Annotated in this window: 6 protein-coding genes; 3 read left to right on the top strand and 3 right to left on the bottom strand. The window is 52.6% G+C overall.

The window, feature by feature from the left end:
• Positions 1–399 precede the first annotated feature (399 nt).
• The gene (locus KMZ15_RS04520) at positions 400–1425 is read left to right on the top strand and encodes an acyltransferase domain-containing protein (RefSeq protein ID WP_223691057.1); all 1026 of its coding nucleotides are present in this window, start codon (positions 400–402) and stop codon (positions 1423–1425) included.
• Between the two features lie 57 nt (positions 1426–1482).
• On the opposite strand, the gene fabD is transcribed toward KMZ15_RS04520, so the two are convergent.
• From fabD to KMZ15_RS04505, 3 genes are all read right to left on the bottom strand, one after another.
• Positions 1483–2646, bottom strand: a complete 1164-nt coding sequence (fabD, locus tag KMZ15_RS04515) for an ACP S-malonyltransferase (protein ID WP_223691055.1) — start codon at positions 2644–2646, stop codon at positions 1483–1485.
• Positions 2647–2817: 171 nt separating this feature from the next.
• The gene (locus KMZ15_RS04510) at positions 2818–6279 is read right to left on the bottom strand and encodes an ATP-binding protein (protein WP_223691053.1); all 3462 of its coding nucleotides are present in this window, start codon (positions 6277–6279) and stop codon (positions 2818–2820) included.
• A 13-nt stretch (positions 6280–6292) separates the two neighbouring features.
• On the bottom strand, positions 6293–6514 hold the full coding sequence (locus KMZ15_RS04505) for a DUF2970 domain-containing protein (protein WP_223691051.1): 222 nt from the start codon (positions 6512–6514) through the stop codon (positions 6293–6295).
• 685 nt (positions 6515–7199) lie between these two features.
• On the opposite strand from KMZ15_RS04505, the gene KMZ15_RS04500 reads away from it, so the two are divergent.
• Positions 7200–10883, top strand: a complete 3684-nt coding sequence (locus KMZ15_RS04500) for an NB-ARC domain-containing protein (protein WP_223691049.1) — start codon at positions 7200–7202, stop codon at positions 10881–10883.
• A gap of 153 nt (positions 10884–11036) precedes the next feature.
• Positions 11037–16949, top strand: a complete 5913-nt coding sequence (locus KMZ15_RS04495; RefSeq protein ID WP_223694604.1) for an NACHT domain-containing protein — start codon at positions 11037–11039, stop codon at positions 16947–16949.
• Positions 16950–17267 lie beyond the last annotated feature (318 nt).

The raw sequence follows: 17267 nt of genomic DNA, 5'->3' as shown, positions 1-17267 counted from the left end.
GATGTATGCTAAGGGCAGGGCTACCTCACGATAAAACTGTGAAGTAAGTTTAGGATGTAAGTCTTTCTATGAGGAGGCTTGAATTGCAGAAGTGAGCTAGGTCGTCAATAAATCGATATTGCAAAAAATGTGCTCGTGCGACCTGAAGGTCGCTTGAGTTTCTGTTTCACAGGAGGAGGAATTATCTGTATAGAGCTGCAGCCTTAACCTACCTGTCTGAACTCAAGGAAAGCTTGCTCAAACGGGGGCGCTCATATAGACGCCATGAATGAAGAAGAAATGCGTCGAAAGGACCAAAATGGAAAATGACCAAGACAAAAATTTACGCAAGAGTTTAGGTAGGCCTTCCGCCGGAACCACAATCGACCGACGTGTTTTGTTGGCACCCTGGAGTCGATCATGACGGCACCGATGTCGATCGCCAACGATCTCATGGCAGCACCGCTCAAAACAGGCGGTGCGAACGGCACGATTTTCATGTATGGCGGGCAGGGAACTCAGTACTTCCAGATGGGACGGCAACTGTACGACGAGAACCCTGTCTTCCGTCGACAACTGGACGCATGCAGCGCAATCGTCGAGCCGGAACTCGGCCAATCGCTTGCGCAGATCCTCTACGACGACCGTCGCCAAAGCCACGAGCCATTCAATGCAATTCTTCACACGCACCCGGCCTTATTCAGTATCGGCTATAGTCTGACGGCGGTGATGCGCGCCGCAGGCATCGAACCGGGGGCGGTGCTAGGCTACAGCCTTGGCGAGTACATCGGGCTGACGGTGGCTGGATGCCTGTCATGGGAGGACGGATTACGTCTAGTCATGCGGCAGGCGCAAATCTTCGCCAACGATTGCCCGCCAGGCGGCATGATGAGTGTGCTGGCGCCGCTTGCTCACTTCGACCAGTATCCGGACATCTATCAGGGCGTTGAACTGGCGGGTGTCAACTTCGCCAAAAACTTCTGCGTGGCCGGTCCTAGAACTGCGCTGATGCGCGTGAAAGCCCATTTGACTGAGATGGGCGTCCTGTCGCAGGACCTGCCAGTCCAGTACCCATTTCATTCGAGCTATATTGAGTCCACGAGGGACCCGATCATGGCAACCGCCGATGGTGTAGCAATGCGTCCCCCTCGCATACCGTGTTACTCGCCCGCCTATGGCCGCATGATCGAAGCGAGCGATCTGGTCAATCCAGGTGAATATATCTGGAACATCGTCCGGCAGAAGGTGGATTTTTATGCGCTGATGCGGACGCTGGCGTCGGCTGCATCAGCCAACTTCTTCGTGGACCTGAGCGCGACCGGTTCCCTGGCCAATTTCATTAAGTACATGTCACTCGATACCAAGCGCTATTGCCACGCGATCAATCAGTTTGGCAAGGACGTGGCTAGCCTCTCCACGTTGTTGCAGGAACTAGCGATACCGTAAGGACATGGATACATTTAGAATTGAGCAGCGGCGTGCGCCATCGCTGCTCATGCTTTTTTAGCTTGCTTCGACGGGCTGGACACTATTCAACTCGAAATATCCGTTATAGCCTTCCAGATAGATCGCGGCCCGGTGGCCAAACAGCATCATGGCCTTAGTTTTCGTGGCCACCGGACCTTCATGGGCAGCGGTCTTGACTTGGGTGCCGATCGGATAGCAGCGGTTCCATTCATTGATTTTTTGTTGCAGCGCGGCAAGCTCCCGCTCACGGTCACTGCGCGCTGCCGCCTGCTGTTGCATAGCGGAAGCGGGAGTCGGAATCGCCTGCTGTTGCATAGCCGGAGCCGGTGAGGCCGGCGCAGGATGTGCACTGGGTAGGGGATGCTTTTTGATGTCGGCAAGCAGCTTGGTCAAGACCTGTCCTACGCCGAGTTCTTCGAAGTCGGCCTCTCCCTCGGCCAGCAGGTATTGAATACTCTTTACCCATTGGACCGGATGTGTAATCTGGGTCGCTAAGTTAGCAGCAATGCGATCAGCTTGGTAAGGGCTGGCATCGACGTTTGCAATGACTGGGATTGAAAGCGCCGAGAAAGTAAACTCCTGCAGGTAAGCTTCGAATTCCTTCTTGGCTGCTTCCATATAGCGGGAGTGAAAGGCGCCGCTGGTGTTCAGTGGTGTGTAACGAACGCCGTCAATTTCAAAGAATGAGGCTGCGCGGATGATATCTTCTTTCAAGCCAGAGAGGATGGTTTGCGTGGGCGAATTCAGATTGGCGATATCAATCGCCGTGAGGCCATTGGCTTGCAGAATTTCTTGAATCGCCATTTGGGTTAATCCAATAACCGCAGCCATGGCGCCTTTGGGGGCCGCACTCATCAATTCTCCGCGTTTTTTGACCAGCTTTAGGCCGTCTTCAAAACTGATTGCGCCGGAGGCTTCTAGTGCATTGTATTCACCGAGACTGTGGCCAACCAGATAGTTGGCAGTAGTACCTGTCTCTTTGCTGCGTTGTCGATAAGAAAGAGCATTCACGACATACAAAGCTGGCTGTGTATAACGAGTGTCGTTAAGTTGCTTACTTGAATCTTTGACGCATAAATCCTGAATTGAGTAACCGAGAATCTTGCTGGCGGTGGCGGTGAGTTCTGGGAACAGACTAAATAGCGTGTCGCCCATTCCCTTTGTTTGGGAACCCTGGCCTGGAAACATATAGACGCTCATGACAATCCTCCAAATAAAACTTCTTACAGACTGTTAAAAAACTACTATAAAAACAAGACGTGATGCGGGACCGGGCGGTGCTCGGAACTTCGCCATATTACCTCAGATCCAGACCCGAAGAAAACTCACCGCCGCCGGTTCAATTCTAGTAAAAGTTGCGTAGATTGAATCCTAATGTATCGTCCTTGGTGTCGCGATATATTCTTGCGGCCGCACGATATTTTCTTCCAGTTCATCGTCGAGGTATTGCGCGAAGACTTCTGCGCCTAGCTTTTGCTCAATCTGTAAGAATTTTTGCCTCAATTGCTCGATATAGGGCTGCTGGCCGGCTTGGATCGCGCGGGCCCACAATTTGCAGTAGTAGGGCATCGATGCTGCGTAGTTTTCCTGCTGGTAGTCGATATCTGCCTGCAGCCCATCCAGCATATCGCCGAAGCGTTTAGATTCGTCCATGGCTTTTAACTGGTCCAAGGCGACCTGCGCATAGTTAGAAGAGCCGCGGGCAACGCGTGCGCAAGCGACATCGAACACTTGCTGGGCGTGAAAGCCGGGGGGCGCGCCGGCGTAAGAAATTTCATTAAGGATTTTGTCTTCGCAGATTAAAGTTTGTTCGGCTTCTCCCAGTTCGAGATAGCAGTGCGCGAGCGCTTTAAGTACTTGGATCACCTTCGGCCAGGCTTCATACTGAGTATAGACCTGCACCGCTCTTTCATTCACGGCAAGCGCGGCGGTCCAATCTTGCCGACTTTGATAGAACACATCGAGGAAGGTGGCCGCTTGCTGAAAATACAAAATCTGCTGTTTTTCGATGATAGCCGGCAGGGCATCGAGCCACGCTCGCCAGCGTTCAGCACCGTTGGCTAGGCTGGCCTGGTGTGCCGCATGGTTGGCGGCCATGGCGTCGAGGGCCAGCGCCAGCCAAGCTAACGGCGCTTCCGGCTCGCTCTCGTCATCAACCTGTACAGCAGGGGAGCGTGCCAACAGGTTGAGTGACCACGCCGCACTTTCTGCGCCCAACTGGGCCTGCCGCAGCACTTGATCAAAGGCATGTTTGGCACTCAGAAAGCCACGGTAGTCTTGGGCAAACCAGAGTTTTTCTAAATGCGTACTCCAGTGTCGCCGATTCATCAAAAGATAGTGAGCCAAGGTGGGATTTTGCTGACCGTTTAGGTGGCGGCTTAAGATGCGAATTCCTTCGCACAGCACTTGACTGAAATACAATTCGCTTTCGATGGCGGTGACCGCACGCTCAATTTGTTCGTGCCGTTTGCGCTCTAGAAAAGGCCGGCAGCGGGTATCAATGATCCGGCCGTGGGGCAGGCCAACGAGAAAACCGCATCGCTGCCACAGCGTCAGTCCGTCAGAGAAGAGCGCCGCTTCATTGCCCGTGAGCGCCATTAGTTTTTTGGCCGGCGCGAACGGTTCCTTCTGATCGAAGGCAACCATCAGCAACTCCAGCAGCAGGCCATCGACTTCAGCGCTCAGCAGTAGCAGGTCTTGCCATTGGTGCGGCATCTCTGACCATTGCCATGCATAAAATGAATCAACCACAGAGCGATCGTGCGCGATGCGGGCGCTGAGTTCTGTGGTGAGCGCTGTGACCGTGAGGCGATTGAGCAGCGGCAGGGCGTGCTGGAGCAGAAACGGATTGCCTTGGGTGGCCGTCAACAAGGCAGGCCAATCGTGGTCTAGATCTTTGCCCACGAGAGAGTTCGCACGCAATTGAGCTGCCGCCAGCAAGCGCTGTTCAGCAGCGAGCAGGGGTGGGAGCGGGATCTCGGTGAATGCCGAGGGTGACCTATCTTGCCAGCATGGCGCGGTGATGAGGACTAAATGTCCATGAGCCAACAATTCATGCACGAAGCCGCTGAGTGTTTGCTGTGTCGCTAAGAGATCTGGCGCAAGCCCATCTAGGACAAAACAGCAGCGCAGCTTGTTAAGCGCAGCCTTGGTTTCAGCCTGCTGACCGGGGGCCAGCCCAAGGACCGGAGCGATCATTTCCAGCATCATATCGACGGCGTAAAAATCGTCACTGAAATCAAAATAAAAGGCAAAATCGATGTGCTCGCGCTGCGCCAAATAAAGCGCAAGACGATGCACGAGATGCGTCTTACCGCTGCCGGCCGGGCCGGTGAGCAGCAGTGCTTGCGGTGAAGTTTCAAGTGCGGCCAGCAGGGCGAGCGCTGGCCCATCGTTGGCATGGTTGAGCAAAGGAGACAGTAGGGTGGCCTTGAAACCCAGTAAGCGCTTGCGTGCATGTGCCAAGGTTTGTGATTCCGACAGACTCACACGTGCCTGCGGGGTGTCAAAAAATGTAATGGTTTGACCACCATAATGAACCAGCAATGGCCAACTCTGAAAAGGCAATCCTTGTGAGGTAAAGCGCGCGATTTCGGTTTGCGCTTGCAAGCGCTGACGTGCTTGGGTGACGGCCTGGCCCAACCTTAAGCCGGCTGTTAGACTGTGATAAATAGCTTGGAAACACTGGCCACTGGTCCACGGATCCGTGGTCTGCGCCAGTCCAATCAGATTGCCCAGACCTGCATGATGAGCAGCATGGGCAGCAGCGCTTAAGCCGGCGGCGGCATCCAGCAGTTGGCTACCCTTGAAATATCCACGGGCATCGAGGCACAGCACCGCGATTTTGTTCTGCACTAGCACTTTCGCAAAATCGGCAAATGCAATGGGCCCGAACGTAGTGCCGGCATCCTCCAGCAGAAGGCTGAGCAGCTCAGAGCACGCCGCGCCAGTATTCTGTCCACGGCTGGTTGCCGTACCTTCTACTACGAGCGGGCCATCGTACTGCACAATATGCACAGGACGCTGAGGGTCGCTGAGCCGTTTTTGCAGCTGCGCCCAAGTTCCTGCGACAAAAATTTCATAGTGGATGGCGCCTTCTGAGCAGAACGAGTCCGTGGCGGCTTCGAGCGCCGCGCTAGATGCAAAAGGTAGATGTTCTGAGTACGCTCTAGAGACGATATGCAAGATGCACAGCGGCGCATGATAGGGTTTTTCCGCGGCGGCTTGTGTTGGAGCTGAATTTCCCATTTGTTGATTAAGCTCAGCAATGGCATCTGGCACCGGCGGTGTGACTTTCAGATCGTATTCCAACTCAGTATCCGATTCCGAGAATCTCCCACCGGTGAATCGCTTTTCAAAGCTCTTCGCTATCGTCGACAACACCTGGCTACTAGCTGGCAATACCAGCCACTCCCACGGCTGCGCCAAAAAGCTGGCGCGCGTTGATTCAATGCGGACAGTGAGTTGCTGAATCCCTTGTTTTTGGATCGCCGCGATGGCCTGCGCAAATTGCGGCTGCTCGCCTAGAAGCTGATTGCCGATTGCTTGTCCAAGCTCGGTCAGTTTGGCAGCGATACCATGATCATCGGGTTGAGCGGTGGCAGCATGCGGATATTCAGTGAAATACCAGTCTAAGGTTTGCCGTAAATCTGTAGGGATCGAGGCTAAGTCAAAAGCCGTCACAAAACGCGTGACGCCAGTACGGGTTTCGACAGAGATTTCAACCGGCTCTGCCCGGTGCTCGAGGGCCCCTGCAACAGATTCTGAGTAGGCGCACTGCACGCTTTCTGCAGCAGCGGAGTGCTCTGACTTATCGACGATTCTCAATAACATATTGGATAGCGCCTTAATAATTTTTGACGACAAGCTTAACCACAATGATCAATGTGGTTATAAAAATCAATCCGCCTACGAGGGCCGCAATCAATACATGGAGAGGGTTGAGGCGTTCAACGTCTTGCTTATGATCGCGGCTTTTTCGAATCCCCATAAAAGCCCAGAATATGGCTTTCATGGTTGCGCCCAACAGTGCTTTGCGACTGAGCATTTTTTCCCCTTGAGTGTTCATTTTTTATTCCTTATCGGATTTAGAGTCAGGATTTCGCTGCAAACTGTATCAAATTTCAATCACTGTTGACAATCTAGCAGAGAACAGCACACCTGATCAGGAACTTCGACAGGCTTATCTTAAAGACCGTAAACAGTCGAGCCATTCAGAAATCCTTAAACACATAACCCACCCAGGAACCGGACAATTCACGTGCTAAAAACCGGATAATTCATTTGCTCCCCCCAACATGCTTGACGAACCATGTCAGTATCGATAATATTTTAATACTAATTTGGCAATTCATCTGAAATCGCACTATGTGAATTAGTGAAGTGAGCGCATTTCTGGCCCATCAATATAGGTTGAAGAGCTATGCAAGTTGCAGGCTGCATAGCGTTGCTACTCACTTAAAAAAGGGCGTGAGTTTGCGCTATGTGTCTCAAGCGGATGAGTGTCTGGTGGCAGGTTAAGGTAAGCGCGGGCATTCCGCGCTTACCGACATGTCCCGGTTCATTTCGAAAGGAAGCGATTACAAAAAAATTATATTCAATCGGCTGATTCTCTACACGAGTAAGACAATCTAAATCTAGGTCAAACGCATTCATTTTTCCTAGGGTGAACATCCTCCTCGCACACTATTTTTACATTCCCTTGCAGTTGATCAATACACACCATTAACTGCAAGCGCAATAAGGTTAACCCCATGTTAAACATTTCAACGCATTATCCGAATACACCGCTACTTCCTTTTGCCTCAGATAGGCTTGCGCCAGATTTAGCGCAAGCGCGCGCGCATAAAGAAGCGCGGCCCGAGCTGGCCAATCCTTTGTATGAGCAGGTGGCCGTGGCCCTGCTCGAGTTGGCCAAGCAGCAGGGCTTGACGCCGTCAGACCCAGACGTCCGAGTGACCGAGCGCGATCGATCTGAGACGCCGGAGCAAACAGCCTTACGGCAGTGCATTGCTGATGTCTATTTCGAGCATGCGGAAGTATTCGAACAACTCAAACAGGTTGACCAAGCCCAAGCGTGCTACCAAAAAGCACAAGGCTGGGGCCATGCTAACGCGGTAGAGCAGTTGACCCGCTTGCTGGCGGCATCAGGTCCCCGATTTTCCCTCGGTAAGCTACCGATTCGTCCAGACCATTACGTTCCTCGAGCAGAATCAGCCCAATTATTCGAACTGCTAAAGGATCAGCCCAAAGCCCTAATTGAAGTCATCGGCCTGCCTGGTGTGGGTAAAACCACGCTGCTTCAGCGCTTGATTCATCCGCGCCCTGATGCGTTCTTTGCGTCTTACGATTTGCTTGCCTGGATTGACTGCAGCAGTGTGAATCGTGCTCATGCAGATATCCAAGCCATTGGTTACGCGCTCGGTTATGGCAATCTAAGGCCGCAAACAGCCCTGCGGCAAGTGGCAAGCTATGTGCAGCAACATCCTCGTTCATTATTGATCTTGGACGGGCTAACGCCGAGTAATGCCGATCTTGTCTTGACTTGGCTGAAGCCGTCTTTTTGGTCCGGTCAATTGATTTATACAACAGCCCAGCCATTGACCGATAAGCTCAAACAATGCTTAGAGCGAGACGTTGACTCTCTGCCCCTGAGCCTTTTTACCTCGGAGCAAGCGAAGGATTTAGTTCAGCAGTGCCTGCCGCAAGAGCCGCTCGACGCGTGTGATTTTGCTCAGGTGATTCGCATGACAGAGGGGTTTCCAGCTGTCATTCAGGCGTTGTGCCGACATTACCAAGCTACGATGGCGGGTTTTAGGAACTTTGCCGACTTTTTGGCGCAACCTGAGCAACACCAAGAGGTGCGAGATATCTTATTGAGTGAGATCGCGCAGGCGAGTCTAGGGCCACTAGAAGCGGAAACGGTAACGAACCCGGTCACAGCGCGGGCACTGACTATCCTTAAACAGGCGGCCTGGCTGGGAGAACCTCGCATCCCCTTTGCCTTTTTTGGCAATGAACAGGTTGATCAAGACGCCATTCAGATATTGTCCCAGAAGCAGCTCGAGATTGTGGACCTCGATCAGGCGACTAACAGTCTCAAGCTTAACCCGGCCTTCCTAAGCGTGGTGCAAAAACGGTATCTGTCAGAACAACGTCCGCTGCTTGAAAAAAACATCCAGCGACTGTCTGAGGTTTTCAATTATTTGACAGATAACGAAAGCTCAGATGGTCGTCATAACAAGCCAGAAGACTTAAAACCCTATACTGATCTGGTCCATACGCTTGTTTTTGAGACCTGTGCTACGGTCTCCTTTGCTAAGAATTTGCCTTTGCTGCACCAAGTGCTGACGTTGGGTAGCAGCCTAGCCAGACTCTACTACCTACATCACGGTGAGTTACAGCTAGCCCATGATTGTCTGCAAGGGGCCCAGCGCTTCTTTAAGCAGGGGCTGTCCAAGGAACAACTCGCGCACTTTGAACAGCGGCCAGAGGACTTTGCCTTGTCCATCACTCGGCAAGAGGCCAATCAGGAAGAGGCCAAATTACTCAAACTATATGCGGAAGAATATCTGTATCAAGAGGGGACCCTCGCTTCTCAGCTGGTTCCACGCGGCCAGGTTGCCGTGGAAGTGATTCAGAATTTTGAGAAAAGTTACGCCATTCAAGTCAATTTGGGCGAAGTCGGCAATCCTGAGGCGATTGCCTATACGCTGCGCAATCTCACCCGGGCGTTGCGCAAGCAAGGACGTTTAGTTGATGCGCTCGAAAGGTTTGATGAATTAGCGAGATGGTTCGATCGACATCCGGCGGTATTCAACGAACGTGTGCGCGCCGAGATTTTGATTGATCAGGGGATTATCCAGAAGGAATTGGAAGATGCTCGGCCGGCAGCTGAGCGGAATTATCAACCTGCGATCGATGCGCTGTACGAGACGCACCGTATTTTCCTGAGACACGAGACGGCAAACCAACACCAAGCATTGGGGATGCTGTCCATTTACCTTGGCGAAGCTTATCTGGCGGGGGGGGATTTTGAGGCCGGGATGACGCACACCTGCCAGATTCTCCTTTACGATGGCAAGCGTCGAGAAAGACAGGGCCGTGCTTACTTCAATCTCGCGCGAGCGTTTTACGAAACGGAGTATTGGGCTCTGGCTAAGCTCTTCGTTGACCAGGCTTTGCCCATCCAAATAGGGGCCTTTCAGTCGGTGACAAAAGTCTTAGGCCTCAAAATAGAACAAAAACTGCTGCAACATCAGCAGACGGTCACACAGGACCAAATTGCTGTACAAACAGCCAGCTGGGAGACCCAGGCGAGCCTGACAGCGTATTGTGAAGCACAGTTGATCGCCTGCAGTGCACCGCCGAAACTCATTTCTCGCGATCAGATTAAGGTCGTCGAGGCCACGGCCTATGCCTGGTTGTGGCAGCAGCATGCAAAAGCAGTCCTCGAACAGCAAGCCGCCCTCGAGACCCAAGCAGCCGAGCTCACACAGAAAATTGCTGCGCTCGAAGCTCAGGAAAAAACCCAGGAGGAAAAACGTACGCAGCAGCTTCAGCAAGAGGAGTTGTGGTACCACACTTTGGCGCAGCGGATTAATTTGGACGCGCCAGAGAACAAGCATGCTAACCTCTTTGCCAAACAATTCCAAGAAGAGCAGCTGTATCAAATTATTCAACTGCTGCGACGCGCGAATGGTGAAGCGCTGCTGAAAAATAAAGCCGCGTTAGCAGAAAGGCTGATCGAGGCGGTATCACGTGCATTACCCAAAATCGAATTCAATGCCACGACCGGAGCCTCCGACACGGTCGATCTGCCGGCCATCGTGCAGGCGGTGACGAAACTGCTCAGCGAGCCGCAGCGCAGTGATCAAAAGGCGGGTGTCCTGCGTGTTGCAGATCCTGAGCAGAAATCAAAAGGTCTGCGCGTGTCTGCCGGCATCCAGCAGCAGATAGAAGAAATGGCCTACTATGCGGCGCGTTGTTGGCAGCCTGTATTCTCGGGACAAACCTGGCGCACCCAAGATATTCAAACGTTGGCCGAGTATGGCGCGCGCCGCGTGATGGATTACCTGAGAACAGGGGGCGTCGATATGCTGTCTTCTCAGGAAAGGGTGATCCTTGCTCTGATGACGGGGGAAGCGAATGCACGCTTGAGTCAGCCGAAAGCGGACGAGTCGGGGCGGTCGTTACAGGGCGGCTGGAGTGTCCAAGGATTTTTCTCCAAACCAGGCGTCAAGGTAGAGACGGCGGAAGAGGGCGCAGCGTTGTATCTCCCATCCCAGCAGGTGCGTCCTAGTGTTTACGGCTATCGATTCGGCTCGCCGCTGGAGGCACGTACCCGCCCGTATCAGGGGGTGTTTAAGAGTGAAGCTGAAGCGCAACAAGTTGTAGAAGAGGTGCGACATCAGCAAAATAGTTGTTTAGTCATGTAGCCCTAGGGGATGGAGTAGTCATCGTGATCAGATCGTGATGACTACTCCATGCCAGACTCGCTAACTGTCATTTCAAACTCGCTAGCTGTCATTTTTCGAAGTACAGCAAGCCGTCTTACAATACTTAGTAACAAAAAATAAAAGGAAAACCCTATGTTGTCCAGACTTACACACGCAACGTCTGCCGCCGTCAACCTAGAGCTTGCTCAAAGCTATTTAAAAGAAGGTCGTTATCATAAGGAGGCGGAACATCTGGAAACCGCTTTTATCTTGTATGAGCATGCCAAGGCCTCATTGGTCAAAGTCGCGGACGAGCGCCATGTGACTCCTTTATCTCAAGTGAAAGAAGCGCTCAGAAAAGCGCAGGCCCCACAGACGTCAGAAGACCAAGCCCTGCGGGATGACCTTGCCGCCATCTACTTAGAGCGCGGCGATGTACTCAAAGCGCTGGGCAAGCTCGATAAGGCGAATGCCAGCTATGAGAAAGCAAAAACCTGGGGGCATGTCGAAGCGCAAAGCAAATTGCCTGCCGCCACACGCCCCAGCAGCATGTTTGGTTCTATCAACGCCTTACTTTCTCCCGCTGCTTCCTTCGCCATGCCGTCTCTTTCTCCTTCTCTGCTGAGCCAAGAAAACCCGGACCTCGACACCACACAGAGTGCCCTTCAAATTTTTGCTAAGAATGTGCCTCGGCCTGTCGCTGACTATGAGCTACCCGAAGTGGACGACCGCCTCACGAGCACCGCTCAACTCGCGTACTGCCTGAGCCTTTTATCAGAAACTGCGCTCTCTAGCGAAACACTCGAAAAAAAAGAGCGTCTTTGGTCACAAGCCACCGCCAGTAATACTGAAGAACGAGAGCGACTGCATGCGCTCGCCACCGATTTGATCCGCGCCTTCATCAATGACGAACTCAAAGATGAAGCGACCGTCACCGAAATCTTGTGTGTCGCCCCCGCGCTGAAACCAGACAACTTTCAAAAATTGTTAGCAGCGTTTGTGGATGGCGTTAACCAGCCCCTCTTGCTGGATTTCCATTTGGTAGAAGGACTGGCTCGACTGATTCAAAGCGCCACCCGCGGCTCCTTAAAGCCGGATGATTTAGTCAAAATATTAACCCTTTTAAACACCCGCTTACAAGAAACGCATGGGCAGTCCACGGACAATCTTTATCAATTAACGCGCACGGTATCGAACGTGTTGGATGCGATGGCCGATAGCCAGGTCACAGGCTTAGATCGCGAAAAACTCCATGCTCCGCTCGCCGCTTCTATGGACGGATTACAAGGGAGCAATGACCCCTATCTGGTTTATAAAGCAGCCTACGCCTCTCAGGCATTGCTGTATGTGCCCGATAATGAAACCCCATGGGACGCGGCGTGGCGGCGCACCACTAAAGTCGTTGGTGGTGTGGCTGGGATCGTCAGTGCCGTCAAAGCCTTTGACTTGAAGGGTTTTGTAGACGGACTGCAGAGTATTCAGCAGGGCGTCGCAGACGTGGTAGGGGTTGCGCAGACCCTCAAGGACGGGGTTGAAGGTGCAATGTCGTTGTACGAGAGTGGACAGGGTCTTATCGACAGCTTCCGAGAAGGCTTCGCTTTTAAACGCAAAAGCGCTTGGTATAGCGCGCTACGCGGTAGTGACACCTTGCTGCAAAATGGGCAATTCACGGCATTTGAGGAATTAGTGCGAACTGTTCCCTGCCGCCGTCACCCTGCCTTTCAATGGGGGCTGTGTGAACGCTTAGGCCAAATAGCGGCGAATCCGCTATGGGACGCTGACACGCGTCAAAGCGCCTTAAATTTTCTCAGTGAGCTATATACCAACGATACAGAGTGGGGTCAGTTGGCTGACGTAAAGCAATGGATCATTAAGATCCTGCTCCACTTATCCGATAAGTCTGTGAAGTCGGTGAGTGCTACGGCAGCCAAAACCATGCTTATTAAGTTAGAAAAAAGTGGGGATGCCGATACACAAGAGCTCTATAAAAAGTGCCAGGAGGAAGTCCACAGCCAGTATCCACTGAACGTGGTGCTGCCCCTATCGGCCTCTTCCTCTCTACTAGACCGCGTTCAGAATAAGCCCGATGTCGAAGTCGATTTACGTAAGCTCAGACGTCAGCGCTTGCAAGAACGGGGCGACGCCGTGTATATCTCGCCACAGGCCAAGCCTAGCCTAAAAGCATCTGATAAGACGCTGTTCGATCTAAAGGGTAAGGTCAACGAATTTCTCGATGGTACGCAAAAGGTAATGCTGCTCTTAGGGGATTCCGGCTCGGGTAAATCGACCTTTAACCGGATGCTCGAAAAGGACCTATGGCACGCTTATACGCCCAAGCAAAATCAACGCATCCCGCTTTTTATTAACTTGCCCGCGATCGATAAGCCCGAACAGGATCTGATTCCCAAGCACTTACGCAAAGCGGGTTTTACCGAGCCACAGATTAGAGAGTTAAAAGAACGTCATCAATTCGTCTTAATTTGCGATGGCTATGACGAGAGTCAGCAAACTCATAATCTATATATGAGTAATCAGCTGAATCAGTCAGGAGAATGGCAGGCGCAAATGGTCATCAGCTGCCGTAGCGAATATATTGGCCTTGATTATCGGGATCGATTTCAGCCGACGGACCGCAATCACCAGGCCAAGTCAGCGCTATTTCAGGAAGCGGTGATGGCACCGTTTTCAAAGGAAAAAATTAACGAGTACATCAAGCAATATGTGGCCGTGAGTAGACCACTCTGGCAGGCGAAAGATTACAAGCAGGCGCTTGAGCAGATTCCTCACTTACAAGACTTAGTGAAGAATCCCTTTCTTTTAACCTTGTCCTTAGAGGTACTGCCTCGCATGGTGGATGTAGGTCAAACGTTTTCTACGGTCCGGGTAACCCGGGTGGCGCTGTACGACCAGTTCGTGGAGCAATGGCTAGAGCGTGGTAAAAAACGCTTGGGAGATAAAAAGTTAACCGAGCTAGAAAAGAAAGCCTTTGAGAGCTTGACCGATGAAGGCTTTACGCAAAATGGCATTGTCTTTTTGAAAAACTTGTCGGCTGAGATCTATCAAGAGCAAGCGGGGAACCCCGTCGTTGAGTATTCGCACTTTAGAGATCAAGGGACCTGGAAAGAAAAATTTTTTGGTCGGGAAGACGACAAGCACCTGCTGCGTGAAGCCAGTCCATTAACGCGCAGTGGCAATCAGTTCCGTTTTATCCATCGGTCGCTATTGGAATATGGGGTGGCCCGTGCGATCTTTGAGCCGCAAGATGGGGAGCGCGCGCGCAAAGTAGCCCTGACGCAAACCTCAAACCGTCGAGGCAGCGTCAGTTCTGACTGGAGCTTTGATAGCCAAGCTGCGGTGGAAGCCGCTGCGGTGGACATTGATAAGCCCTTGCTCGACTCACCCTTGTGGAAGAAGAATTTTGTCAACGAGCCATCCATTTTGCAATTTCTCGCCGAGCGTGTACAACAGGAGCCCCTGTTCAACGAACAGCTGCACGCGGTCATAGAGCGCTCTAAGGACGACAAAGAAGCTCGCAAGGCCGCGGCTAATGCAATCACGATCTTGGTTAGAGCGGGCGTGCAGTTTAATGGAGCAGATTTACAGGGCATCCAGATTCCAGGCGCTGATCTGAATCAGGGCGTATTCGATTCTGCGCAGTTGCAAGGGGCGGATTTAAGGAAAGTCAAACTGCGCAATAGTTGGCTGCGCCAGGCCAATTTGACCGGCGCAAAAATGGCGGGTGCACAGTTTGGTGAATTGCCTTTTCTTGAAGAAAAGAGCCCGGTCAGGGTCTGCATGTATTCCCCGGATGGGAAAACCTGCGCAGTGGGCCTTGGCGACGGCACAATCAGCGTGTATGACACGTTGACCTGGAAAAAGATCCACACCTTAAGCGCACATACCCATGAGATTTATAGCGTGGTGTATTCGCCCAATGGTCAGCAGATCGCATCGTGTAGTTTCGACAAAACGGTGCGGTTGTGGAACGCGCAAACCGGTCAACTCAGCCACACCTTACGCAAACATACCGAGCCAGTGGGTAGCGTGATGTATTCGCCCAACGGCCGGCAGATCGCCTCTACCGGCATTAAAAGCAAGGTAGTCCATCTATGGGATGCACACACGGGTCAACATCACCAAACCTTAAGCGGACATAATCACTACGTTCTGAGCATCGGGTATTCACCCGATAGTCAGCAAATCGCCTCCGGCGGTTATGACAGTACGGTCCGTCTGTGGGACGCGCAAACCGGTCAACTAAGCCACACCTTAAGCGAACATTCCGGCACGGTTTATAGCGTGGTGTATTCGCCCGACGGTAAGCAGATCGCCGCAGGTGGCTCTGACAAGACGGTGCGGCTGTGGGATGCGCAAACGGGTGAGCATCGCCACACCTTAGACGGGCATACCCGCGAGGTTTATAGCGTGGTGTATGCGCCCAATGGCCAACAGATCGCCTCCGGCAGTCGTGACAATACGGTGCGGCTGTGGGATGCGCAAACCGGTCAGCCCATCTACACCTTAAGTGGGCATACCAGCGCGGTTAAGAGTGTGGTGTATGCGTCCAACAGCCAACAGATCGCCTCCAGAGATGATTTCGATAAAGTGCTTCTGTGGGACGCGCAAACCGGTCAACTAAGCCAGACTTTAAGCGGGCATACAAATGAGATTTGTAGCGTGGCATATTCGCCCAATGGTCAGCAAATCGCCTCCGGCAGTCGTGACAATACGGTACGACTGTGGGATGGATACCTGGGTCAGCTTAGCCACAGCTTAAACGGACACACCAGCGGGGTCTCGAGCGTGGCGTATGCGCTGAATGGCCAGCAGATCGCCTCCGGCAGTTGGGATCAAACGGTGCGACTGTGGGACGTGCAAACCGGCCAGCTCACCCACACCTTAAGTGGGCATACCAGCGCGGTTAAGAGCGTGCTGTCTTCACCCAACGGCCAGCAGATCGCCTCCACAGATGAGGTCAATAAAGTGCTTCTGTGGGACGCGCAAACTGGTGAACTAAGCCACACCTTAAGCGGACATACCAGCCCGGTTAATAGCGTGGTGTATTCGCCGAGCGGCGAGCAAATCGCCTCCGCCAGTTCTGACCGGACAGTGCGTCTGTGGGACACGAAAACCGGTGAGCATCGGCAAACCTTAAGCGGGCACCACAACATGATTTGGAGCGTGGCGTATTCACCCGACGGCCAGCAAATCGTCTCCGGCGATTGGAGCGCCGGGATGCGTCTGTGGAATGCGCAAACCGGTCAGCTCAGCCATACCTTAAGCGGACATACCGGCAAGGTTTATAGCCTGGTGTATGCGCCCAATGGCAAGCAGATTGCATCCGGCGATGAGGACAATAAAGTCCATCTATGGGACGCACAAACCGGTCAGCTCAGCCATACTTTAAACGGACATGCGTTAAACCGGAATATGGGCGTGCATGGAAGTATGGTGTATTCGCTCAATGGCCAGCAGCTCGCCACCTACGCTGATGACAAGAAGGTGTTGCTGTGGGATACACAGTCCGGTCAGCTCAGTCACACCTTAAGTGGCCATGCCGGCGATGTGCTAAGCGTGAAGTATTCGCCCAACGGCCAGCAACTCGCTTCGGGCAGTGCTGACAAGACGGTGCGTCTATGGGATGTGTCCTCGGGGCAATGTCGGATGGAAATTCGAGCTTTTGGTGGGGCAGTTTATAGTGTCGCCTGGAAAGAGGCCAGCAACGGCAATTATTTGGTGACCGGCTGTGCTGATAAATCCGTTCGCTTGTGGCAGATTATAGAAGAGGGTGATCAGTGCGACGTGCGCTTGAGCTGGAGTTCAACCCATGATGTGCTGACTGTGACGAATGCTTCTATCCAAGATGTACATGGCTTAAGCCATGCGAACCAGCAGCTCTTAAAGCAACGCGGGGCTGTGGGTAAGCCGATTCCGCCTTTAAGTTTCAAGGGGGCAGGGAAGAGGCTCATCAGCATGGGATCCGTGGCCTCTAGACTCGCGCTGGCGGTAGAGCAGCCCACTGTGCCCGCGGGACAATCAGTCAAGGCCAGTGCCATCAGCGCATGAGCTTTACCCCTCTCGGTGTGCTGCCTTGAGAAATCGATCGCGGCTTCGCAACCCTCTAAAGTTAGCTGGAGGGTTGCAGGTTCGCATCGAGGTTAATGGTTATATACTGGCCAACCAAGCTGGAGTTCCATGTGGCATGGCTGATCAGTAGCGAAAGCCGAGCCACGTCGTTATCTCGTACAAGGTAGCCCTCCTGACGCAGCTGGTTCAAGGCGGCTTCCATGTAGATTAAAGTAAACTATTTACTGTCCGTAAGAGGGGGGTTAACTTCAGACCAAGAAAACACATTTAATACCACGTTCAATTTGCTTAAAAAGA

The organism is Mycoavidus sp. HKI (assembly GCF_020023735.2).
Classification (GTDB): domain Bacteria; phylum Pseudomonadota; class Gammaproteobacteria; order Burkholderiales; family Burkholderiaceae; genus Mycoavidus.
This window is presented reverse-complemented; position numbering and strand designations above follow the sequence as displayed.